General features: G+C 68.9%; 21 protein-coding genes and 6 pseudogenes. 13 read left to right on the top strand and 14 right to left on the bottom strand.

Translation table 11 applies throughout. From position 1 onward, the window contains the following. The first annotated feature begins 55 nt into the window (after positions 1-55). Positions 56-763 carry a hypothetical protein gene (locus EFK10_RS05560; protein WP_127354645.1) on the top strand — a complete coding sequence of 236 codons (708 nt, stop codon included), beginning with the start codon at positions 56-58 and terminating at the stop codon, positions 761-763. On the opposite strand, the gene EFK10_RS05555 is transcribed toward EFK10_RS05560, so the two are convergent. Beyond that, entirely contained in the window at positions 755-946 is a 192-nt protein-coding gene (locus EFK10_RS05555) for a hypothetical protein (RefSeq protein ID WP_127354644.1), read from the bottom strand. The genes EFK10_RS05560 and EFK10_RS05555 overlap by 9 nt on opposite strands. A 158-nt stretch (positions 947-1104) precedes the next feature. After that, positions 1105-1305: a hypothetical protein gene (locus EFK10_RS05550; RefSeq protein WP_127354643.1), complete on the bottom strand. Its 201-nt coding sequence runs from the start codon at positions 1303-1305 to the stop codon at positions 1105-1107. 52 nt (positions 1306-1357) lie between these two features. Here EFK10_RS05550 and EFK10_RS05545 point away from each other — a divergent pair, with 52 nt between their 5' ends. Further along, the gene (locus tag EFK10_RS05545) at positions 1358-1519 is read left to right on the top strand and encodes a hypothetical protein (protein WP_206305312.1); all 162 of its coding nucleotides are present in this window, start codon (positions 1358-1360) and stop codon (positions 1517-1519) included. A 335-nt stretch (positions 1520-1854) separates the two neighbouring features. Here EFK10_RS05545 and EFK10_RS05540 read toward each other — a convergent pair whose 3' ends face one another. Beyond that, a complete protein-coding gene (locus EFK10_RS05540; RefSeq protein WP_127354642.1) occupies positions 1855-2250 on the bottom strand; it encodes an ArsR/SmtB family transcription factor in 396 nt (131 codons plus the stop codon). Positions 2251-2469: 219 nt separating this feature from the next. Between EFK10_RS05540 and EFK10_RS05535 the strand changes: the two genes are divergently transcribed. Next, positions 2470-3339 (top strand): recombinase family protein, encoded by an 870-nt coding sequence (locus EFK10_RS05535; protein ID WP_206305311.1) that lies wholly within the window; start codon positions 2470-2472, stop codon positions 3337-3339. Positions 3340-3505: 166 nt separating this feature from the next. Here EFK10_RS05535 and EFK10_RS05530 read toward each other — a convergent pair whose 3' ends face one another. The 4 genes and pseudogenes from EFK10_RS05530 to EFK10_RS05515 form a co-directional block, all read right to left on the bottom strand. Beyond that, positions 3506-4207 (bottom strand): Clp protease N-terminal domain-containing protein, encoded by a 702-nt coding sequence (locus tag EFK10_RS05530; protein ID WP_127354641.1) that lies wholly within the window; start codon positions 4205-4207, stop codon positions 3506-3508. Between the two features lie 25 nt (positions 4208-4232). After that, on the bottom strand, positions 4233-5162 hold the full coding sequence (locus EFK10_RS53100) for a tRNA pseudouridine synthase A (RefSeq protein ID WP_407647011.1): 930 nt from the start codon (positions 5160-5162) through the stop codon (positions 4233-4235). Continuing rightward, a pseudogene (locus EFK10_RS49590) lies at positions 5144-5623 on the bottom strand (DUF4158 domain-containing protein); the annotation flags it as partial. The pseudogene EFK10_RS49590 and the gene EFK10_RS53100, both read right to left, overlap by 19 nt. 592 nt (positions 5624-6215) lie before the next feature. After that, complete coding sequence (locus EFK10_RS05515; RefSeq protein WP_127354638.1) at positions 6216-6401, bottom strand: hypothetical protein; 186 nt, start codon at positions 6399-6401, stop codon at positions 6216-6218. Between the two features lie 55 nt (positions 6402-6456). Here EFK10_RS05515 and EFK10_RS05510 point away from each other — a divergent pair, with 55 nt between their 5' ends. Then, positions 6457-6990, top strand: coding sequence for a hypothetical protein (locus tag EFK10_RS05510; RefSeq protein WP_127354637.1), 534 nt, complete (start codon positions 6457-6459; stop codon positions 6988-6990). A 244-nt stretch (positions 6991-7234) separates the two neighbouring features. Here EFK10_RS05510 and EFK10_RS05505 read toward each other — a convergent pair. Beyond that, positions 7235-7649 (bottom strand): annotated as a pseudogene (locus EFK10_RS05505) (IS110 family transposase); the annotation flags it as partial. Between the two features lie 87 nt (positions 7650-7736). Here EFK10_RS05505 and EFK10_RS49585 point away from each other — a divergent pair. Further along, a pseudogene (locus tag EFK10_RS49585) lies at positions 7737-8246 on the top strand (integrase core domain-containing protein); the annotation flags it as partial. Positions 8247-8377: 131 nt separating this feature from the next. After that, positions 8378-8707: a hypothetical protein gene (locus EFK10_RS05495; protein ID WP_127354636.1), complete on the top strand. Its 330-nt coding sequence runs from the start codon at positions 8378-8380 to the stop codon at positions 8705-8707. A 209-nt stretch (positions 8708-8916) separates the two neighbouring features. Here EFK10_RS05495 and EFK10_RS05490 read toward each other — a convergent pair whose 3' ends face one another. From EFK10_RS05490 to EFK10_RS47030, 3 genes are all read right to left on the bottom strand, one after another. Beyond that, positions 8917-9219, bottom strand: coding sequence for a hypothetical protein (locus EFK10_RS05490; RefSeq protein WP_127354635.1), 303 nt, complete (start codon positions 9217-9219; stop codon positions 8917-8919). A gap of 254 nt (positions 9220-9473) precedes the next feature. Beyond that, entirely contained in the window at positions 9474-9710 is a 237-nt protein-coding gene (locus EFK10_RS05485) for a CBS domain-containing protein (protein ID WP_127354634.1), read from the bottom strand. An 88-nt stretch (positions 9711-9798) separates the two neighbouring features. Beyond that, complete coding sequence (locus tag EFK10_RS47030; protein ID WP_164835837.1) at positions 9799-9942, bottom strand: hypothetical protein; 144 nt, start codon at positions 9940-9942, stop codon at positions 9799-9801. A gap of 5 nt (positions 9943-9947) precedes the next feature. On the opposite strand from EFK10_RS47030, the pseudogene EFK10_RS05480 reads away from it, so the two are divergent. Continuing rightward, positions 9948-11233: pseudogene (locus EFK10_RS05480) on the top strand (RNA polymerase sigma factor). A 297-nt stretch (positions 11234-11530) separates the two neighbouring features. Here EFK10_RS05480 and EFK10_RS05470 read toward each other — a convergent pair. Further along, positions 11531-11974, bottom strand: a complete 444-nt coding sequence (locus EFK10_RS05470; RefSeq protein ID WP_127354633.1) for a CBS domain-containing protein — start codon at positions 11972-11974, stop codon at positions 11531-11533. A 589-nt stretch (positions 11975-12563) separates the two neighbouring features. Here EFK10_RS05470 and EFK10_RS05465 point away from each other — a divergent pair. The 4 genes and pseudogenes from EFK10_RS05465 (at position 12564) to EFK10_RS53090 (ending at position 16091) form a co-directional block, all read left to right on the top strand. Next, positions 12564-12893, top strand: coding sequence for a hypothetical protein (locus EFK10_RS05465; protein ID WP_127354632.1), 330 nt, complete (start codon positions 12564-12566; stop codon positions 12891-12893). A 254-nt stretch (positions 12894-13147) separates the two neighbouring features. Then, a complete protein-coding gene (locus EFK10_RS05460; RefSeq protein WP_240677012.1) occupies positions 13148-14575 on the top strand; it encodes an NF041680 family putative transposase in 1428 nt (475 codons plus the stop codon). A gap of 99 nt (positions 14576-14674) precedes the next feature. After that, a pseudogene (locus tag EFK10_RS53095) lies at positions 14675-15603 on the top strand (transposase). Next, the gene (locus EFK10_RS53090) at positions 15513-16091 is read left to right on the top strand and encodes a hypothetical protein (RefSeq protein ID WP_240677011.1); all 579 of its coding nucleotides are present in this window, start codon (positions 15513-15515) and stop codon (positions 16089-16091) included. Before EFK10_RS53095 ends, EFK10_RS53090 begins: the two are co-directional and overlap by 91 nt. Before the next feature lie 515 nt (positions 16092-16606). Here EFK10_RS53090 and EFK10_RS05440 read toward each other — a convergent pair. Continuing rightward, on the bottom strand, positions 16607-17638 hold the full coding sequence (locus EFK10_RS05440) for a saccharopine dehydrogenase family protein (protein WP_127354629.1): 1032 nt from the start codon (positions 17636-17638) through the stop codon (positions 16607-16609). Positions 17639-17734: 96 nt separating this feature from the next. Here EFK10_RS05440 and EFK10_RS05435 point away from each other — a divergent pair, with 96 nt between their 5' ends. Further along, complete coding sequence (locus EFK10_RS05435; protein ID WP_127354628.1) at positions 17735-18682, top strand: helix-turn-helix domain-containing protein; 948 nt, start codon at positions 17735-17737, stop codon at positions 18680-18682. 321 nt (positions 18683-19003) lie between these two features. Here the strand turns inward: EFK10_RS05435 and EFK10_RS05430 are convergent. Beyond that, positions 19004-19927: pseudogene (locus EFK10_RS05430) on the bottom strand (ISAzo13 family transposase); the annotation flags it as partial. A 613-nt stretch (positions 19928-20540) separates the two neighbouring features. On the opposite strand from EFK10_RS05430, the gene EFK10_RS05425 reads away from it, so the two are divergent. After that, positions 20541-21257 (top strand): hypothetical protein, encoded by a 717-nt coding sequence (locus tag EFK10_RS05425; RefSeq protein WP_127354627.1) that lies wholly within the window; start codon positions 20541-20543, stop codon positions 21255-21257. Positions 21258-21371 lie beyond the last annotated feature (114 nt).

Genomic DNA, 21371 nt, shown 5'->3' with positions numbered 1-21371 from the left:
TCCCTGCTCGGCTGCCCAGCACCAGCGAGCCCAGCACCAGCGAAAGGACGCCCCCATGCCCCCGATCGGCAGCGACGCGGCACAACCACACACCCAGGGCCTCCCCGCGCCCGACCAAGACCCCGGACCCGCGGGCAACGAACGCCTCACCGCCAGCACCGGCGCGGTCCTCCTGGTCCTCTTCGCCGCCGAAGGCGTCACCATCCTCTCCCTGACCCGACTGCTGACCTGGCACTACTTCCTCGGGTTCCTACTCATCGGCCCGGTCCTGCTCAAACTCGGTTCCACCATCTACCGCTTCACCCGCTACTACACCGACGCCCCCGCTTACCGCCGCAAGGGCCCACCCAAGCCCCTGCTACGGATCCTCGGACCCTTCGTAGTGATCACCAGCGTCACCGTCGTCGGCACCGGCGTCGCCCTCGGCCTCCTCGGAACCAACGATCGCATCGGCCCCTTCCCACTGCTGCTCCTGCACAAGGCGAGCTTCGTCTGCTGGGCCGCCGTGATGACCATCCACGTCCTGGCCTACATCTGGCGACTGCCCCGACTGATCGGCGCCGACGTGCGCCGCCACCCCGCCCGCCACGGCGAGCCACAGCCCGGCCACGTCGCAATCCGCTGGTCCCTGCTCGTCGGATCCCTCGCCATCGGACTGACCATTGCCCTGCTGGGCACACCCCTCGCGTCCAAGTGGACCGGAGCCCCGCACCATGGCCACCGCGTCCACGTCGGAGCCCAGCACCAGGCCCGGTCAACTTGACGTTTCGAAGAGGTCACGGAGAAGAGCGACCGCGAATTCGGGATCATCAAGTCCGACCTCACGGCGGTGCGTCTGTAGGTCGGCAATCTTGATCAGAAGGTGGACCGGCTTGACGGCCGCCTCCAAGCGCTTGGCCAGCAGATCAGCCGTGACCAGGCGCAGATCGTCGAGCTTCTCACGCAACTGGTCGGTAAGAGCCCGGACGCCGACTGACCACTGTGCCGCAGCCGCTGCGACCAAGCGAAACAGGAAGGGCCCGAACCCCGGTCACCGGGAAGTTCGGGCCCTTTTTCGCATCCGTCTGACCCGCACACGCAGGCAGTGTCCGATGGCGAGAGACGTTACCGGGCTGTGTTCAGGCGATCGCGTCGGGCGGTGACCAGGGCGTGCCACCGTTCGCGAGTGGGCTGTTCTCCTTCGAGCCACCGGGCTGAGGAGGGGCCGCGGAGAGGGAGGTCGGCCATGAAGAGGGCGATGTCGACGTAGTCGGCGTCGTCGCCGCTCTGGGTGAGGTCGCTCAGGCGGGCGATGGTGGCGGTCATCTCACCGGCAGTCCCGAGCACGGCGTGGTGGAAGCACGTCGCAAGTTCGAGTGTGACCTGGTACGGCAGCGACTGGCCCTTCGCCCCGGAGGAGACCGGGAGCTACTTCAACGGCTATCTCGAGACCGACTCCAGCATCGATCCCGCCCAGGCACGGGCCATCAGCCGCAGCAGCGCCGAAGTACTGTTCCCACGTCTTGCCGGACTGGGCTGACAGCTCCGCGTGTGGCCAACGTGGGCCGCTGCCTGGCGGTCCGTCAGCCGCTCTGCGAACTGCATCACCGAAGCTGGCGAAGGCGATCATCTCGGCCGACCGAACCGGGCCTCTATCAGAAGGTGATCAACAGCGGCGAACGGTCCGACCGGCTCTGTGCGTCATGACCGCGAGGCTACGACTTCTACCAGCCCGCGCGGCAGATCCGAACGGTCCGACCGGCTCTGTGCGTCATGACCGCGAGGCTACGACTTCTACCAGCCCGCGCGGCAGATCCGTTTGGCCACCAAGATGCTGGGCCAATGGGTCGAGGGGGCGCTCGGCGCTCCAGCCCGCTATCGAGCCCGGAGCAGGTCGAGGCCGAGGGGGGTACAGGCGTGCCAGACGACCTTTCCCTCGCGTCGCGTCGTGATCAGTCGGGCGTTGCGAAGAGCCGTGGCGTGTTCCGAGGCGGAGGATGGGCTGACGCCGAGCGCGCGGGCGATGTCGGTCGTGGTGTGAGCGCGGGTGAGCAGGCGCAGCGCCGTGGCCCGGGTGCGGCCGGCGAGCGGATCGGCGTCGGCGGGGGCGTCCAGCAGTGGCCGCGGGGTGATGGCCGAGTAGATCAGGAGGGTGGGGCCGTCGGCGGTCGGGGCGACCAGCGGGGTACCGGCCCAGATCATCGACGGCAGCAGCAGGAGCCCGCGGCCGTTGAGGGGGTGGGACCGGAATACGAGCGAAACGTGCCACACGCCAGCGGCCAGTACGTCACAGGCACGAACCGGTGTCGTAGGCGGTGGCGAGGACGTCCGCCGACTCGAAGAGACGACAACGCGGACACTGAGGTTGTTTCATAGGTGTTCGCTCGTGAAACATCCCGCCGCCCGGCGGTCCACCTGCGGCGATCATGTTTCATGAGTTGTTGCAAATGGCTGGACTTCTGAAACACCCTCATGAAACAGTCCCGGGTCGTGAGCGACGACTTCAAGCGCGTGGAAGCGCACGACTGCCCAATGTCCACCTGCGCCGCCCCGGCGGGCTCCCCGTGCCGGACCGGCAAGGGCAAGGTGGCCATCCAGTACCACACCGCCCGCTTCCGCCTCGTGCCCCAGCTAGCCAAGACACTCAGCGTGCCGACCCCCGCCGTACGCAAGCCCGGGTCGGTGTGGGCCGAGCTGACCCGGCCGGTGAACGCCGGCGCCGAACCGGTCGGGCACGTCCGCCTCGGCTATGCCCGTGCCTCGACCGCCCGGCAGTCCCTCGACGCACAGCTCGACTCCCTCGCCGAGGCCGGGGTGACGCGCGTCTTCTCGGAGAAGATCTCCACCCGCGCCACGAAGCGGCCCGAGCTGGAGGCCGCCGTGAAGCTCGCCGGGGAGATCCGCTCCTCCGGCGTCGCCGTCACCCTCGTCGTCCACGAACACAAGCGGCTCGGCCGCGGCATCGAACTCGCCATGCTCGCCGAGGAACTGAAGGCGAGCGATGTCGGGCTGGAGTTCCTCACCGGGGAGCTGAAGGGCTCGCACGACCCGTCCGGCATCGTGTTCACCGTGCTCGCAGCCATGTCCGGGATGGAGCGCGAGTACATCCGCGACCGCACCCTCGAAGGCCACGAGTCCGCCCGCAAGCGCGGCAAGACCATCGGCGGCGCGGGCGTCACCGACGACTCCATGCTGTCCATGGCCCTTCACCTACGCGACCAGGAGATGAGCCTGCGCGACATCGCCAAACGGCTCGTCATCACCACCGGCACGAAGAAGGGCCTGCATCCCTCACCCGCCACCGTCATGCGGATGCTGCGCGAACACGACGAGCAGACCGCCACGGCAGCGAACGCATGATCACCCCGCTACTTTGCGGCTGGTGTCTGAGCTAGGACACCGGGGCCGTGACAAGGACGCCGTCGACGAAGAGTGAGAACCGCTCACCGGGGGTTCCGCATGGCGGTTCCCCCCGGGAGAAGGCGATCCTCGGCCCGGTCCGCCGCGGCGACTGATCGTTTCGTTACTACTTGTCGCGCGCGGCGACCCGTTTGGAGATCTCGGTCTTGACCGTCTCGTGCAGCTCGTCCGACGTGAAGCCGAGGTTGCGCAGGATCTGCGCGGCCAGGCTCCCCTCGGCGCGGATCAGGCCCAGCAGCGTGTGTTCCGTGCCGACCCAGTCGTGGCCGAGGTCGGCCGACGCGCGGGATGCCTGCTCGATGGCCTCCTTGCTCTCCGGCCGGAACGCGATGTGACCCCGCAGCGCCTTCTGCCCGGCCGGCGGCATCGCTTCCTCGATCGCGTCGCGGATGCGTTGCTCCGACTCGGTTTTCGCCATCAGCACCTCGTACGCCAGGCCCTGCGGTTCGCCGAGCAGGCCGAGCAGGATGTGTTCGGTGCCGATGAAGTCGTGCTTGTGCGTTCGGGCGGCCTCCTGCGCCAGCACGATGCTGTGCCGGTTCAGGTTGGTGAACCGCTCGAACGCGGCGGGCGTGTGGCGTTGCTGGGCGGCCTGTTTGGACACCCCGATGGCGTCGCCGATCTCGGTCCACGACGCGCCGGCCTGCTTGGCCTTGACGACGTAGTGGTCGATGAGCTGGTCACCGAGGTCGGACAGGGTCTGGGCATGTAGGTGCGCCTCGCTGATGCGGGCCAGGTTGTTGGCGTCGGGGAGTTCCTCGTCGAGACGGGCGATCAGGTCAGCGAGGCTGATGTTGAGTGGACTCATGCGTCAATCATAGATTGACGATCCATCAATCGTCAATCTGCGATTGACGCACGTTTCGGGTGTGCTCGGCACGGGCCGCGAGTTCGTCGTCCGGCGGGTAGTCGACGCCGAGCAGGGTCAGGCCGTGGGGTGGGGCAACGGCGACCGTGCTGGGCCGCATAGTCGCGCGCAACAGCGACGCCGGCCACTCGACCGGCTGCCGGCCCTCGCCGACCGCCAGCAACGCGCCGATGAGGCTGCGGACCATCGAGTGACAGAACGCGTCCGCCGACACGTGTGCCACCAGCGCGCCGTCGAACCGCGTCCAGTCAAGGCGTTGCAGCTCGCGGATCGTCGTGGCGCCCTCGCGCCGCCGGCAGAACGCCACGAAATCGTGCTCGCCCACCAGCAGCGCCGACGCCGCGTTCAGCAGATCCTCGTCCAGCAGCCGGAACCAGCCGAGTGTGTCCCGGCGCTGCAACGGCAGCGCGCCGAACGGATTGTCCGTGACGCGATACGCGTAGTGCCGGCGAAATGCCGAGAATCGCGCGTCGAACTCGACCGGAACACACCGTCCAGCACTTCGCCTACACCCCTGATCCGCCACTGGCCCGGACGAACCACCCGGCCCGCCCTCAGCGGCGAGGGCGTTGGCGGCATCGGTAATGTCCCGCCGTATCTGACGTGGGACTCGGCCCGCAGGCTGTCTTCCCAGGTGTCGATCTGCGAGCCGTCGGTGGTCGCGGTCGACCCGTCGCCAAGATGCGCCAGGCGGACCTTGAACTTGCCGATCGTCGCGGCCTTCGCCGGGTCCTTCAGCCGGTCGAACCGGCTGCGCCGACTGGACGGGTCCACCACCAGCAGCTCGGCCAGCCTCGCGCGCTGCCCCGGAGTGATCCGGCCGGCGACAGTGGCGAACACGTCCCGGTTCACCTCGGCGCGGATCTTGGCCACCATCCGGTCCAGCGTGGTGTATCCGGGCAGCTCCCGGCCGGATTCCAGCAACTCCTCCAACGCTACGTTGATCAGGTCAGCCGGGTCGTCCTTCGTGACCGCTGCCGCTCGGATCGCCGTATCGGCGATGCCGCGCACATCCGCCGCGTCGTACTTCACCCCCAGGCGCTCGCGCACGTAGTCGCGATACCGCGCAGCCGACCGCACCGCTTCCACCCCGACCGCCACACTGTCCGGCAGTCCCAGCGCGGTGCGTATGTGACCGGCCACCGCGTCGGGAACCTCGTCCAGGCCAGGGAAATAGCGCATCCGCTGATAGCACTTCAGCCATATCACCAGCACGAGGAAGGTCTGGTCAGCGGTCGTCTTCCCTCGCGCCCAGCCGACCTCGTCCACCGTGGGTGTGAACGACTCGACCAGCTCCCGCGCCGTGACGGTTCCGCGGAACCTCGGGTAGGCGGTGCGGTCGATCGATGCCAACACACACCTCGAAGATCACGGGGGCCAGGATGACGGAATCCTAACGATCCCTATCAAGGCGACCGGCGCTGGCCTCTACCAGCGGTGAAACAAGGACGTGGCACGTTTCGCTCGTATTCCGGCCCCACCCCTTGAGGATGAACTCTCGGGTATCCGCGGCGTCCAGCTCCAGCGTCGTCCCGCTCCAGCGTCCCCGCGGCGTGAGACCGGCCAACGTCACCTGAACGCCAAGATCAGCCAACATCCTGGTACGCCAGGCGTGTTCGGCGTCGAATCCGGACCGGATTCGGGCCCAGGCCGGTTCCACGAGGCACGCGTGTGCGGCGCCCAGCGCGTCCCGCAGAACGCGCCACGCGGCGTGCTCCTGCTTGGCCGGCTGACGCATCCACAGGGTCGGCGGGAGGCCCGTGATAGTGCACGCGCGTTCGAGTTCCGAGCACACAAAGCTGGATGGCGACGCCGACATGACGAGATCGAGGCCGTCCTCCAGCCCCCGGCTCATAGGGTCGAGGAACAGCGGGCCCTTACCGGAGGGCGGAATCAGCTCCAGCAGCGGCCGCGCGCTGCCCGGGAGGGCATGCTGCAGCCGTTGTTGTCACCTGCCGAATACCGCGGGCGCGTCGCAGCGCTGCAACATCGCCACGGCCAACCCAAGTTCCATCAACGGCACCGGATGGCCGGCGAACGTCACCTGCAGCAGATCCTCCGCCGTGAACCGCAGCCGTAGCAATGCCTTCCCCCGTTCACCTCGCGCGTTGGATTCGGCCAGGATCGAAACCATGGCGATTGTCGGCCGCGCATCCCACGCTGTGAAGCCAGTCGTCGAGGGAGATCGCATGAAGCGCAGTGTCCGGGCCACAGGGGTGGCCGCAGCGGCAGGAATCCTCGCCCTGTGCACGGCGGGCGCGCCCGCTCAGGCCACCACACAAAGCGGCGAGCCGGTGGTGACGCATCCGGTCGAGCAATCGTTCAACTACACGGCGGGCGAGGTATGCGCCTTCCCGGCCCACGTGGACTTCCCGGTGAGCGACCTGACGTTGAGAACATGGGCCGACTCGAGCGGCAAGCCCGTATTCTCCATCGAGAGTGGCCCGTTGGTGATGGGCGTGACGAACCTGGCCAACGGCGAAACCGTACAGCGCGACATCTCCGGCACCGGGACCCTCACCTACCCCGACCCGAACTCCTTCATCTTGAGCGGCGACAACTGGAGCGCCGGATTCCACACAACCGACCGCCCAATGCACAACCACTGGATCGTCGCGTACGGCTACATGTCGGTCAAGGTCACCACGGTGAACGGCCAAACATCAAGGACGCTGCTGGCCCTGCACGGCCCGTACGAGGACCTCTGCAAAACCCTGGCATGACCCTGTGGCGGCAATCTCAACGGCACCGGGACGGCGCCTTCGCGTTGATGAGAACCATGATCCTGGGTTCCGCAGCTGGGGTGCCGCCCTAGTCCAGGAATTAGGCCGCTGACCTGCGTATATGCGTGATGGCACGCCGAGTAGTGGTGCCAACTCCCGGTCGGCACGGTGGCGGTGGTGACCGCCTGCCGCAAGGCGGAGTCGTCACGGCCCGAGCCAGAACTTGTCGTTCTCGGCACGGGCAAATGGTGTTCTTGCGGCCGGCCTTCTTCAACAGGGACCGCAGCAGGGGGCGGGTGAGCCGGGCGGCCTGTTCGGGGGTGGGGCAGGCAGCCAGCAGGGTCCGGGCGATGGGGTGGCACACGCCCTCGCGGCGGATGCCGACTGCGGCCAGGAAGCCGGGGAAGTACTCGCGCAGGTGCGAGGTGAGCTTGGTGGCGGGCTGGGTGCGGTCCCAGACTGCGTCCTGCTCGCCGCGGGCAAGGACCGCGACAGCTTGGGCGAGTTCGGAGTCGGCGGGCAGCTTGCGGTGGGGGGCGGCGTCCGTGCGCAGGATGTTCGCCAGCACCATGGCGTCGAGGTGGTCGGACTTCTTGCCGGCGACGGTGTGCCGGTAGGTAGCGGGCGGCGGCCATTGGGTTGATCGCGTAGACGGGGCGTGTCCCGCTCGGAAACACGATTCTGGGTGTGACCTGCAAGCTCATCCTCTCGAGCAGAGTCCGCACAGCATCTGGGACGATCCTTCGATGGTGCTGTCGATCGTCACCGCGCTGGCCAGGAACCTGGTCATGGTCCCCGCCGCCGTGCTGCGCAGCCGCGTGGCCAAGACGCGGAGGCGTTGGCGCTCCGGCACGAGAACGCGGTGCTGCGCCGTCAGATCGCGCGGGTCCACTACGAGCCAGCCGATCGGATCTGGCTGGCCGCGCTGTCGCGGTTGGTCCCTCGCGGGCGATGGTGCGAGGTCTTCGCGGCCACGCCGACCACGCTGTTGCGCTGGCACCGGGAACTCGTCAGGCGCGTTCACCTCGCCGACGTCACCGCCGACCCCACCGCCGCATGGACCCACGCAGCAGGCGAGGAATCTCGCCATGACGTTGGGGCGCCGGATGGACTCACTACGCTTCCTGCTCCGGGACCGCGACTCGAGGTACACCAGGTCCTTCGACGCCGTCTTCGAGGCAGACGACGTGGAGATCCTGCTCAGCCCACCCCGGGCACCGAGAGCGAACGCGATCTGCGAAAGAGTCGTCGGCACCTGTTAAACGAATACCACCACGCTGCCTGACCGCCCCGCATCGCCGCAGCTCACAGGACTGAATCGTATTTTCGAGCGGCACAGGTTGGGGTGCTTGTTCGCCACCTGCGTTGGCGCCGACGCGGGTGCCTGGTGCGGATCGACGAGGTCGGGATTACCGTCACCGGGGCCCGGACGGTGGGCTGGGACGAGATCTGCGAGGTCCGCGAGGTGCGCCGGGGGTACTGGGAGGGGCTGGTGCCGATCGCGCGGGAAGGCTTTGAGCTGCCACTCTTCGAGGTCGTGTTGTTCTGGGTCAGGCCCAGTGCAGCGGCGGCCCACACGGCACCCCGCTGGGGCGGTCCGCTGGTCCCATTGCCGGCAAAACTTGACGCGAGCATGACCCGGATCGTCGACGCGGTGAGGCGGTTCGGTCCGGGCCTGCCCGTCCTGGACGAGCAGCGGCAGACCGTAGTCAGTTAGGGACCTGATCTAGTCCCCAGTGCGGTGACCGCGTTGGTTCACCGGCTCGCGCCGTCGGCCGCGCAACCCGGCGAATGTCTTCAGCCACAGCATTAGCGCGGGGCAGTGGCCACGGAGATGTCCCACGCGGTCGGGGCGGGGCGCCCTCCAGAGTCACGGAGAGCGCCCTGGGCTTTAGGATTAACTAGCCGGCCTTCGCTGCGCGCGCGTCAGCGGTCGTGGTGCCCGTCGTGGTGGTGCTCGTCCCAACGGTGGTCGTCCCGACCGTGGTCCTCATCCCACCGGTGCTCGTGTCCACCGCGGTGGTCGTCCCACCGGCCGTGGTCGTCGTTCCACCGGCCGTGGTCGTCGTTCCACCGGCCGTGGTCATCGTCCCCACCCCGGTGCCAACCATCGTGGTCGTGCGAGGCGTACGCGGATACGCCCTGCGTGGTGGCGCTGGCAGCTCCAGCACCACCCAGCATCACGGCGACTGCCGCGCCGAGCGCGGCAGCAAAGCGGGTAACGCGCATAACTGTCTCCTGTCACAGCAGACGCACGGAGCGCCTGCACGGATTGGGCAGGGCAACCGTCGCCCCCAGTCCTGCGCAGGAAGCCACGGCGCGCCCGTAAAGACACTCGATGTGCTGGAATCTTCCGATCCACGGAACCGCGTGTGTAGGCCATCCCGTGCGCGGCGAAATCGGGTAGGAGGGTCGGGTCGCCCGGCCCGACGGTCCGGCAGGCGGAGCTGATCACCGTTGATGACACCCGACGTGCGGCGGGTTCAATTCTTGGGGGCCTTTTCACCTCCTGAAGGGCCTGGGTGCAGTGCGGCCAGGACGGTTTGGTGGGTGATCAAGCCGAGGAAGCGGGTGCGGCCGTAGTCCAGGACGGGGAGTCCGGCGCCTTCGGCGGTGACGAGGGCGTCCAGGGTTTCGGAGAGCTCGGTGGCGGCGCTGATGGGCTTGGGGAGGTGGGCGATGGCGGCGACGGTGGTGGTGTGGTGGACGCCGTCGGCCAAGGTCTCGGCGGCGGTGGTGCCGCAGGTGCTGCCCGCCGTCGTGCATGTGCAGGGTGAAGGTCTCCGGCCCCGGGGCGCCGGGCGCCGGTCAGCCCTGCCGGGATCGGCGGTGCACCCGCAGGAACCACACCGCCAGGCCCGCGAAGAAGACCGCGCCGGCGACGCCGGCCACGTGCAGCCCGCCGGTGAACGCGTCGTGCGCCTCCGCCAGGTGATCTTCTCCGGCGGCCAAGCCGCTTGAGCGCCGACCGCGCCACCGTCGAGGGCCTGCTGCGCGCGCTCGCGCCGCAGGCCCTCGGCGCGCTGGTGCGCCGGTACTGGCAGTTCGACCTGAGCGAGGACGCCGTGCAGGAGGCGCTGCTCGCCGCGGCGACGCGCTGGCTGACCGAGGGTGTCCCCGACAACCCGCGCGGCTGGCTGACCACGGTCGCCGGCCGCCGCCTGATCGACCAAATCCGCAGCGAACAGGCCCGGCGCCGGCGCGAGGACGAGGTGGCCGCCCTGGAGCCGGATCCGACGTCGCCCGCCCCGGCGAGGACACCCCGGCCGACCGGGACGACACGCTCACCCTGCTGTTCCTGTTCTGCCACCCGGCGCTGAGCCCGGCCTCGCAGGTCGCGCTGACGCTGCGCGCGGTCGGCGGCCTGACCACCGCGGAGATCGCCCGCGCCTACTTCGTACCGGAACCGACCATGGCGGCCCGGATCAGCCGGGCCAAGCAGCGGATCAAGGCCGTCGGCAGCGAGTTCACCATGCCGGTCGGGCAGGATCGGGTGGAGCGACTGCGGGTCGTGCTGCACGTGCTGTACGTGATCTTCAACGAGGGCTACACCGCCAGCTCCGGCGACCGGCTGCGGCGCGACGACCTGGCCGCCGAGGCGATTCGGCTGACCCGCCTGCTGCACCGGCTGCTGCCGGACGACGGCGCGGTGGCCGGCCTGCTGGCCCTGATGCTGCTCACCGACGCCCGCCGGGCCGCCCGCACCGGCCCGCACGGCGAGCTGATCCCGCTCGACGAGCAGGACCGCTCGCGCTGGGACCGCGGTCGCATCGCCGAGGGCGTCGCACTGGTCACCGACGCGATGACCCGCTCGACACTCGGCCCCTACCAGTTGCAGGCCGCCATCGCTGCGCTGCACGACGAGGCGCCCAGCACCGGCGAGACCGACTGGCGTCAGATCAACACGCTGTACAAGATCCATGAGGGCTTCCCTGGCCAGGTCGGCGGCAGCTTGCAGCGCGTCAGCCGACGTGTTGCCCGCGCACACCAGCGCCGTATGCGCGCTCACCGTGATATCGCTGTTCGCGTTGAGCGCGGAGAGGACCCGAACCGCCGTGCCGGCCTCCTGGATCGTCCGCACCAAGTCGCCCGCGAACGGGGGCGCCGGCGGCCGGAGGTGCGGACCCGGAACTCGGTGGCGCTGGTCATCGACGGTGCCCGCTCAGGATTAGGCAGCGCCGCCGCACGCAGGGACGCCCGCGCGCTGTCCTGGCTCCGGTCCTCCCGCCCGTGGCGCGGCTGACCGCACCACGGGCCCGCACGGGCGTGCTGTCCGACCTCGGAGTCATGGAGTGCGCGACGTTGAACGTCAGGGATTGATCAGGCCGCCACCGGCGCTCGTCCGCCCCAGCGGATGCCCTTCTGGCTGGGGATTCGGGCGCGTTCCTTGCGGTGGACGGCCAGGACGTCGGGGTGGCAGGCGTTGGCGTTGCCCCCCGCCGCGGCCGCAGTGGCGGCCCAAGCGGGAGACCGTTACGCACGGCTTCACTCTGTGGGAGCTCGGGGGTGAAATCCCCCCGGGCGACCCGACCATAAGGGGTCAGGGGGCGTCGGCGTAGACAGTGGAGGCGAATTCCGCGATCTGCTCGTCGCTGAGGTTCTTGGCGAGGTTGGCTTCGGAGATCATCCCCACCAGCCGGTGGTCGTCGGCCACGTCGATCACGGGCAGCCGCTTAACCTGTTCGCGTTCCATGATCTGTAGGGCTTCGGACGCGGAGGAGTTGGCGTCGATCCAGTGCAGTGCCCTACTGAGGGTGCCAGCTTGGACGGTAGCCGGGTCCAGCTCCTCGGCGACGCACCGTACGGTGATGTCGCGGTCGGTGATCATGCCCTTGAGGCGGTCGTCGTCACCGCAGATGGGCAGGCAGCCGACCTTGAGGTCGCGCATCATTTTCGCCGCGTCCTGCAGTGACTGGTGTTCGCCGATGCACTTCACCCCCTGGGACATGATGTCGCGGGCTTTGAGCTGTGTGTTCCTGGCCATGTTGTTCTTCCTCCCACCTGCAGCGAGGGCTTGCGTGAAAGCGTTCCGCTGTGTGCGGTCGCCTCTTCCATCGCACCACGGATGCCACAGGGGCGCTGCTTGGGGCAGGTGGTTGCCGGTTACTGACGAAATCATGAGTCTTCCTTGGAACACGGACGTCCGTCGATGAGATCACGAAGGCCGGCGGCAGCATCAAGGCCGCACAAGCATGCGGAAACGTGTGAGCTGGTGCACTGGCTCGCAGATCAGGAACGCCTACAGTCCCCTGCTGAGGGGGAGCGCGGGAGCAACAACCGTGCTGCAAGGCGATCAGACACCGCCACCGTGATGTTCACCATCGCCGCGCGTAAGACCCACACCGGCGCCGCCCTGGACAACCCGGAAGACCGAGGGCCGCGTCACCCTGATCGACGGCCTGCTCGGCGGATGGGCTGCGCCACGGGAGGGGGACCGCAACCGCGGGCGTGTCGGGGATTGAGGCGGTGGTGCGGCGCCAGCCGCGCTCGTGTGACGGCTCCGGGCCGGGGGTGCCTGGCGTCACCCGGTCGGCCCTGGTGTCACTGGCCCGGGCCACCCTACGATCCCGGATGTGGACGACACCGATGCGGACGCCGCCTTCGACTTCCCGGCCGATCTCCTGCAGTTGCAGCGCGAGCTGGACGAGGTGCGGCGCGAGCTGGCGCGGTGGCCGCCGGCCTTCTCCCACCTGGGTGGTGACGAGCAGCGGGTGATCGACATGTTGTGGGCCCGGCAGCCGCAGTTGTCCGCCGCCGTGGCCGAGCACCCGTTCTTCGCGGGCCGGGACACCTACGAGTGGGTCAAGGCTTATCTGGCGCTGCAGCGGGCGAGCCGGGCGCTGGTTATGAGCGCCCGCGCTGCCGCATCGCCGGACGGCGTGGCAGTCATCCGTCCGGTCTAATCGCTGGGGCTGGAAGGGGGCTGCTGGCGACTGGTGGCCGGGCGGGTTCGGGGCAGGGCACTGCCGTGCGAGGCGGACGACCATGTCCGCGGGCTCGCGGCCGCGTCGTTGGCCCGTGCGCCGAGGCTCAGCTTGGCGTTTAAGCCCGGCAAGATCATTTCTTGTCGGGGTTTGCTGTTTGTCTGACAACGGGTACGGCCGCCCGTGATTCTTCGGAGTGTCGAGCTTCGAAGTGCCACAGAACGGCCGTGATGATGAGTGTGCTGGATAGCGTTGCCCACGTCGACCCGTTGAGTGTTTTGTCCGAGTTTCGGCAGGACTTCTACGCCTGTCTGGACGCGCGTGGTGATGAGCTGTTCGAGTTGGTCGACGCCTCGCTGTGCACGGACGGGCCGGTGAAGACACTCGTCGACTTGTCGCTGGCGCCCGAGCACGGTGCCCTGTACGGCGCGGTCAACTCCGGTGTTATCAATCTGCGCCGGCTGCGCTCAGCCCTGGCCTCCCTGCCGCTGCCTCGGGCGGCGGACGGGCGGATCGTGCTCGCCGTGGACATCAGCAACTGGCTGCGGCCGGACGCCCCCACCAGCGCGGACCGGCTGTTCTGTCACACCTACGCGCGGGGCAGAGGTGCGGCCCAGATGATCCCAGGCTGGCCCTGCTCCTTCGTCGCGGCCCTGGAGCCGGGGCGGACCTCGTGGACCGCGCTGTTGGACATGGTCCGGCTCCGGCCCTGCGACGACGAGACAACCGTCACCGCCGCCCAGGTCCGGGAGGTCGTCGGGCGGCTGTGCGCGGCGGGGCAGTGGCAGGACGGCGACCTGCCGGTCCTGGTCGTCCTGGACGCCGGCTACGACGTCACCCGCCTGGCCTTCCTCCTCGCCGACCTGCCGGTGGAACTGCTCGGCCGCTTACGCTCCGACCGCGTCCTGTACTTCCCGCCACCACCGCAACCGCCAGGAAAAATCGGACGCAAACCCAAGCACGGGGCGCACTTCACGTTCGGGGACGAGGCGACCTGGCCCGCCCCGGCGATCACCACGACAACCGACACCACGCGTTACGGGCAGGCCGTCGCACGGTCCTGGGACCGGCTGCACCCCCTGCTCAGCCGCCGCTCGGCGTGGGCCGACTACCCCGAAGGCGAACTGCCGTGTCTCCAGGGCACGGTGATCCGGCTGGAGGTCGACCACCTGCCAGGGGACCGCGATCCCAAGCCCGTGTGGCTGTGGTGGTCACGCACCGGCGCCTCACCGGCAGACGTGGACCGCCTGTGGCAGGCATTCCTCCGCAGATTCGATCTTGAACATACCTTCCGGCTGCTCAAACAGACCCTGGGCTGGACCGCCCCCAAACTCCGGGATCCGCAGGCAGCCGACCGCTGGACCTGGCTGGTCATCGCCGCCCACACCCAACTCCGCCTGGCCCGCCCCCTGGCCGAGGACCTCCGCAAACCCTGGGAACGCCCCGCCCGGCCGGGCCGACTGACGCCCGCCCGCGTCCGGCGCGGATTTCGCCGCCTCCACGCCAAGATCCTTGGACCGACAGCCGCACCGAAACCCGGGAAGGCAGGCCCCGGACGGCCGATCGGCTCCAAGAACAAGCGAAAAGCCCCGCACCACCCCGTCGGCAAGCAGCCCAAAACGGACACGGCCAAAGCCACTGGGAAAAGGCAGGCAGCATAAACGCCAAGCTAAGGAGATTCTCCGGACGTGAACACGGCCTTCGCCTGATCCTGTGCTCCGACCAAGGACGCACCTGACCAGTACGAAGGCCGTGGGGAAATGAGTCTGCTGCATCACGATGCCCAGCGGGAGCCGTTCGCTGTGGCGTCACACTTCCGGGACGACTTCTACGCGTGTCTGAGCGTTCGCCGTGACGAACTGTTCGAGCTGACCGACGCCCTGCTCTGCGCCGACGGGCCGGTGACGACTCCGGTGGACCTGACGCTGCTGGCCGAACACCGCCGCGGGCACGGCGCGCTGTACGACGCCCTCAACCATGGCCGCATCGACGCCGGACGGCTGCGGCGGGTGCTGGCCGCGCTGCCCCAGCACCGGGCCGCCGACGACCGGCTCGTCCTGGCCGTGGACGTGAGCAATTGGCTGCGGCCGGACGCGCCGACCAGCGCGGAGCGGCTGTTCTGCCGCACCTACGGCCGCGGCCGCGACCAGCACGTGATGATCCCCGGCTGGCCGTACTCGTTCGTCGCAGCGCTGGAGACCGGCCGCACTCCTGGTGCCAACTGCTGGACGCGGTCCGCCTCGGACCGGAGGACGACGTCGCCGAGGTCACCGCCGTCCAGGTCCGCCGCGTGGTGGAGGACCTGATCGCGGGCGGGCAGTGGCGCGGGGGCGACGCGGACATCCTCATCGTTTTCGACGCCGGCTACGACACCCCGCGCATGGCCCATCTCCTTCAGGGCCTGCCGGTGGAGGTGCTGGGACGGCTGCGTTCGGACCGGGTGATGCGCAAGCCCGTGCCCCGCCCCTGGATCTCGCCGCGCAGGGCGGACGGCCCCCGAAGCACGGCAAAGAGTTCAGCTTCGCCAAGCCCGGCACCTGGGGCGAGCCGGACACGGCGACCGCGCAGGTCACCGACCGCTACGGAACCGCGCGGACCATGGCCTGGGACCGTATCCACCCCCGGCTCACCACCCGCTCGGCCTGGATCGACCACGACGGCGAACTCCCCCTCATCGAGGGCACGTTGATCCGCCTGCAGGTCGACCACCTGCCCGGCGGCGGAGACCCACTGCCGGTCTGGCTGTGGTCCTCCAGGACCGGGATGACCGGCGAGGACGTCGATCTGCGCTGGCAGGCGTTCCTCCGCAGATTCGACCTGGAGCACACATTCCGCCTGGCCAAGCAGACACTGGGCTGGACCCGCCCGAAGCTCCGCACCCCCGAGGCCGCGGACCGCTGGACGTGGCTGGTCATTACCGCCCACACCCAACTACGGCTCGGCCGCCCGCTCGTCGAGGACCTCCGCCGCCCCTGGGAACGGCCCGCCGAACCCGCCCGCCTCACCCCGGCCCGCGTCCGCAGAGGGTTCCGGAACCTCCGCGCCACCTTGCCCTGCCCGGCCCGTGCACCGAAACTCACACGACCAGGCCCCGGAAGCGCTTGGCTCCAAGAACCGACGGCCCGCCACCCGCTACGACGTGGGCAAAACCGCCAAACGCCCCGAGAGCATCACTGAACGCGACCAGGCCAGACCATAAAGAACAAGCTCAGGGGAGGGCCGGGCCCCGGCCCCAGCCCGCACGGCCGACCGGCGCCGCCAAGCCCCGCGGCCTCAGGGCCAGGCACGGGCCGCACCGCCCGCACCGACCGGCCCCCCCCGTTTCCGTCACCGCCCTTGCGAGGTTCTCGTGTTCTTTGTCAGTGAGCGTGCCGCCCGCGCCGCCCTGGCCGCCTTCCACACCCCCCAGTCCAGCTCCAGGGCGAAGGCTGGACCGTCGAGCCGCAGGACCTGGCTCAGGTCTCCCCATACCTGACGGAACACATCAAACGCTTCGGCGAGTACTCCACCCACGAGCTCGCCCTCGCGCCCGAGGACTACGACAGCCGCCTGGACGTGGACTTCAGCGTTCTCGGCGAGGAAGAGGCGGTGGCGGCGTGACGACCAAGCCGACGGGGAACACGCGGGCCGACCGTTCGATCCCAAGATCAAATATTCGTGGTGCTGGCACAGCTACACAAGCGCGTGGCCGGTCAGTGCGGAAGCTCAACCGACAGGTGCGGGGTCAGCGCCCGGAGGAAGCCCGCTGCGTCGAACATTGCGCCGGCCGAGGCTACGCCCGTTGTGCGCGTGTGCCCGGCCAGGATTCGCTGGACGGCCTCCACCACGAGTGGTGCGGTGACCGCGTAGATGTCCTGGCCACGGGCCGTGGCGCGTCGCTCGACGCCACCTGCGCGGACCAGGACGTCGACGACGAAAATCTGGTTCGACCGCCCCAAAGCGTCGACCGGCTCCGGCTCCGGCGTGTCCTCCTTGGCCAAGTCCCTCGCGGCTTCGACGGTCATGTAGGTGCGGACTTCAGGCACGGCCAAGTGGCTGGGAACGGTGACGACATCGGCCATGGTGAACTCCGCGATCACCACTCGTCGGCCCAGTGGCTCTGGAAAGAGCCAGTCCTGCTCTGATGCCTTGTCGTCGTGGTACTGCAGCGCGCCGTCCGCGAACCGCACCCGACGGCCCGCGCGACGCTGATGGGACACCTGACCGGCCGCCCGGGTGCCCGCCGTGGGATACCAGCTGCTCAACCCGTACGCGACGTGCGCCACGTCCGCAGCAGTCCATTCCCCCATCGCCGCGGTCACCAACAGGTCACCCAGTCCACCGTAGAAAGCCATCGCCGGCACCACGGGTGTGTCTGTCTTTCGGGCTGCTTCCGCATAGTCGGCGAACATCGAAACGTTCGCTTCGATCTCTGCCGCGACGTCGACGTACGGGATCCCAGCGCGCAAGGCTGCCTCGACGACCGGGCCTGCCGTCACCGCGAACGGTCCGGCGCAGTTGATGACAGCCGCTGCGCCGGCGAGGGCCCGGTCCAGCGAGCTCGCGTCGTCCACGGTGGCCGGCCGCACCACCACATCTCCCCACTCGGCGGCCAGCACCCCCAGCTGAGCTGCGTCACGGCCGGAGATGACAGTGGCGAAGCCACGCCTTCGTAGTTCGGCGATGATGAAGCGACCGGTGTGCCCTGTCGCCCCGTAGACCACTACTGCGGCCGCTGCACTCATAGTTCCCCGATCTCGATGTTCTGATGAGTCCAGTCTCGCCGCAGGCGGGACCCGACTGTGATGGTCCGGAACGACATCACGCGTACACTTTCGGACATGCCCACTGTCGCGCTGTTGGCCGCCGGTCGCCTGCTGCACTTCGAGCTGGCGGTGGCCTACGAGATCTTCGGCAATCCCCCGCGCGAAGCCACGGCGGGCTGGTACGACGTACTGCTCTGCGGGCCCGGGCCGGTGCAGGTCGGCCCGTTCATGGTCGAGCCTGACCACGGGCTGGAGCGCTTGGCCGGCGCCGACACCGTGATCGTGCCTGCGTGCGCCGACATCGACGATCCGCCGCCAGCGGAGCTGATCGAAGCCGTGCGTGCGGCCCACGAGTCGGGTGCCCGGGTTGCCTCCCTCTGCACCGGAGCGTTCGTGCTCGGCGCCGCGGGCCTGCTGGACGGTCGGCGGGCCACCACCCACTGGGCTCATGCCGCGGAGCTGAGTGCACGCCATCCGCGGGCCGTGGTCGACCCGGACGTGCTGTACACGGATAACGGCAGCGTGCTCACGGCTGCGGGCAAGGCCGCCGCCGTGGATCTCTGCCTACACCTGATCCACCTGGACCACGGCGCCACCATCGCCAACTCCGTCGCCCGTCGCCTCGTCATGCCGCCACATCGGCCCGGCGGTCAGGCCCAGTTCGTGGCTACGCCGATGCAGGTCAGGGGCGACCACATGCTTGCCCACCTGCTCGCCTGGGTCCAGCAACGGCTGGACCAGCCGCTGACAGTGACCGACATGGCACGGAGGGCGAATACGAGTCCGCGCAATCTCGGACGGCAGTTCCGATCAGTGATCGGGCAGACACCTATTCAGTGGCTCCTGACCCAGCGCGTACGCCGCGCCCAGGAGCTGCTAGAGGCCACCGACGAGAGCATCGAGGCGGTTGCCCTCGCTACCGGCATGGGTACCGCCACGACACTTCGACGCCAGTTCAAACGGATCGTCGGGGTCCCACCTGACAGCTACCGGCGCTCGTTTCGCAGCGCAAAGCCTGCCTGACCGGTACGGGCGCAGCGCAACTCCCGGCCAATCGATAGCCGTTCCTGCCAGAGCACGTCGCAATCGAACTGGCCGGGCTGTCTGCCGGCCAGGCCGACGGGGTGCTGCGCGCCCTTTCGGGGCCGGAGCACCTGGGCGGTCGGCCCGCCATGCGCGTTTCGGCCCGGCTGCGCGAACGCTTCCACCGCACCGCCCGCTTCTGACCCGCCCGCCGTGACGAGCCCGGTACCGTGCCCGCCCTCCAGGTGGCCGGCGCCATGGTGTTCGTCTACCTCGATGAGGAACACACCGAGCTGCGCGTGAGCGTCGACAACGGCATTGCGTGCCTGGCAGAAAATGACAGACCGTCACCTCAAGGCCGGTTCGCGAGCGCGAAGTCGGCCAGCTCCTTCTTCCAGGCCCGTACGCGGTAGCCGTTGGAACCGCCGGCGTCAGCGGTGATCAGCAGCCGGGTCGCGCGGGATAGCGGCCCTGCCCCTCGCCGTGCCACCAGCGGCGCAGGGTAGCGACCGCGAACGCGGCGGTGTCCCCATCACAGCCCACCGACACCCAGCCGGCGTCGGCGTTCAGGTCGTAGACGCCGTACGGCACCGCCTTCTGCGCATCCTTCTCGGGAAAGTCGTGCGCCCGCGCCCGTACCGGTTGCCCAGAGCGCTGCCACTCCTGCCCGGCGACGGCGTAGTTGCCCAGCACTTCCTTCTTCTTGGTGTCGACGCTGACGATTGGCTGCCCGGCCGCGGTGAACTCCTTGACCCGGTCGTTGATGTAGTGGAACTGCGCGTCCCGGTCGGGATGACGGGCACCCTCCGTGGTCCGCGAGGTCCCCTGCAAGGAGAAGCCCTCGGCCTTCAGCAGGGCGGCGACGGTGTCCGGGCCGATCCGGTGCCCCTGGCGGGTCAGCTCGGCAGCCAGGTTCCGGGTGGACTTGACCGTCCACCGCAGCGGGGATTCCGGGTCGCCTCGCTGATCGGGTTCGACCAGCGCCAGCAGGGCCGGGACCAGGCCCGGATCACTCTCGCGCAGCCGCTTGCGGCCCGCGCCCGCCGTTCGGACGCCCCCGGACGGCTCCTGGCCGGAGTCCAGCTCGCGGATGCCGCGTGAAACCGTGGACTCGGCCACCTGTGCGGCACCCGCGACGACACGGATGCCGCCGTGGCCCAGAACACGGGCCACCGCTCCCAGCACCAGGCGCCGCTGCCGCTCGTCCAGATGCGGCACCAACTTGGTGAACGTCTCCACCAGCACCGCCTCGGTTTCCTCCGCCACACCCGGATCATACGACTCCAACTCTCCGATCAAACCGATGAGTTATTTATCGGCAGCCCCCTAGTAGCGCTTGGTCAGGTCCGGTTGGACTCGGCGCGCTCGGGAGATGTCCTCGCCGGACAGGCGCCATTGACCAGGGCGGACGATTCTGACGATCTTTGCCGACCGGGCACATCGAGAGGCAATCGCCGCAGGTCAGGCCGACCTGACAAAGCACTACTATCTCCCGCACCCACAAGGCCAAGGACGTCGAGCTGCTCGCGCTGCGCCACGAGAACGCGGTCCTGCGCCGCCAGCTCGGCGCACGTCCACGCCTGACCTGGCGCGAGCGCGCCCTACGCGCCGCCCTCGCCCGACACCTCCCAGGCAAGCTGCGCCGACTCGGGCCCCGCGTCGGCGCCGCCACCATCCGCCGCGTCCTGCGCAGCGCCGGCCTCGGCCCGACAACTCGACAGACCTCGAGCGGAGGACCTACGTGGCGCGCGTTCGTGCGCGCCCAGGCTTCCGGACTGCTCGCCGCGGACGGGAAGGGCTCCTGTAGGTTTTCACAGGACGACGCGCCAGGAGTTGTCGCGTACAGGAGGTGCCAATCGTGGGCATGCAGCCGCCCCGACCGCCACGGATGCCGGTCCTGACCGCTGAGCAATTGACGCAGGCCGCCGCGGATCCATCGGGGTTCTTCGCCGAGATCAACCCGGCGCTCGTCATGGACCGCCGCTTCATTCCTGATGAGGCGATCATCCGACGCTGGAGGGTCGACAACCAAGGCAGGCTGACCGGCGAATACGTCGACAACCCGTATTACGGCCAGAAGGACGACTTCACGGCCTTGGCCGGGATCAATCCGCTGGTTCTGCAGTGGTTGCACGGGCTGGGAGTGGGCGAGGATCTGCCTGCTCGCGTGCGGCACGAGGTCGAAGTCCTGCTGCGCGAGCGGCAGCGCGGCGCGGTGTTGGAATGGGTGAAAGTCACCGACCAGCCGACACCGTTGGCCGACGGACACAGGAGCTATGCCAAAGGCGAGGGCGAGGAGATGTTCGTCCTGACCCGGGTGGCTCTCTACGTACCATTCGTCGCCTGCGTGCAGAGGCCCGACGAAGACTCGGAGATCCTTCAGGGTGCCCTCACCTACGTCATCGGGAACGTCAACCAGCCCGTCAACCGCGTTCAGCGGGCTTGGTTGGACGTCGATGATCACGGCATCTTGAACCGGCTCTCCGTGCCGGACGAGCACCAGCTCAAAAGCCGCATGATGGCCGTCGGCGAATGGCTGCCCTCCGACTATCCGCCTGGATCGCCCGAAGCGTGAGGGGTTAGCCCCAATGCCGCGTTGCCGCCAGCGAGCGAGATGACGCGTTCAATGGTCCAGGTGTCGAGCGCGATGCGGTTGTCGTACGTCGTGTTTGCTCCCGCAGCGATGCAG

It is taken from the genome of Streptomyces soli (genome assembly GCF_003999195.1).
Classification (GTDB): domain Bacteria; phylum Actinomycetota; class Actinomycetes; order Streptomycetales; family Streptomycetaceae; genus Actinacidiphila; species Actinacidiphila soli.
This window is presented reverse-complemented; position numbering and strand designations above follow the sequence as displayed.

Coding starts and splice junctions, on each gene's coding strand:
- EFK10_RS05560 (WP_127354645.1), top strand. CDS start 56: ATGCCCCCGATCGGCAGCGACGCGGCACAACCACACACCCAGGGCCTC.
- EFK10_RS05550 (WP_127354643.1), bottom strand. CDS start 1,305: ATGACCGCCACCATCGCCCGCCTGAGCGACCTCACCCAGAGCGGCGAC.
- EFK10_RS05530 (WP_127354641.1), bottom strand. CDS start 4,207: ATGAGTCCACTCAACATCAGCCTCGCTGACCTGATCGCCCGTCTCGAC.
- EFK10_RS05515 (WP_127354638.1), bottom strand. CDS start 6,401: ATGGTTTCGATCCTGGCCGAATCCAACGCGCGAGGTGAACGGGGGAAG.
- EFK10_RS05510 (WP_127354637.1), top strand. CDS start 6,457: ATGAAGCGCAGTGTCCGGGCCACAGGGGTGGCCGCAGCGGCAGGAATC.
- EFK10_RS05490 (WP_127354635.1), bottom strand. CDS start 9,219: ATGCGCGTTACCCGCTTTGCTGCCGCGCTCGGCGCGGCAGTCGCCGTG.
- EFK10_RS05470 (WP_127354633.1), bottom strand. CDS start 11,974: ATGGCCAGGAACACACAGCTCAAAGCCCGCGACATCATGTCCCAGGGG.
- EFK10_RS05460 (WP_240677012.1), top strand. CDS start 13,148: ATGAGTGTGCTGGATAGCGTTGCCCACGTCGACCCGTTGAGTGTTTTG.
- EFK10_RS53090 (WP_240677011.1), top strand. CDS start 15,513: ATGGCCTGGGACCGTATCCACCCCCGGCTCACCACCCGCTCGGCCTGG.
- EFK10_RS05440 (WP_127354629.1), bottom strand. CDS start 17,638: ATGAGTGCAGCGGCCGCAGTAGTGGTCTACGGGGCGACAGGGCACACC.
- EFK10_RS05435 (WP_127354628.1), top strand. CDS start 17,735: ATGCCCACTGTCGCGCTGTTGGCCGCCGGTCGCCTGCTGCACTTCGAG.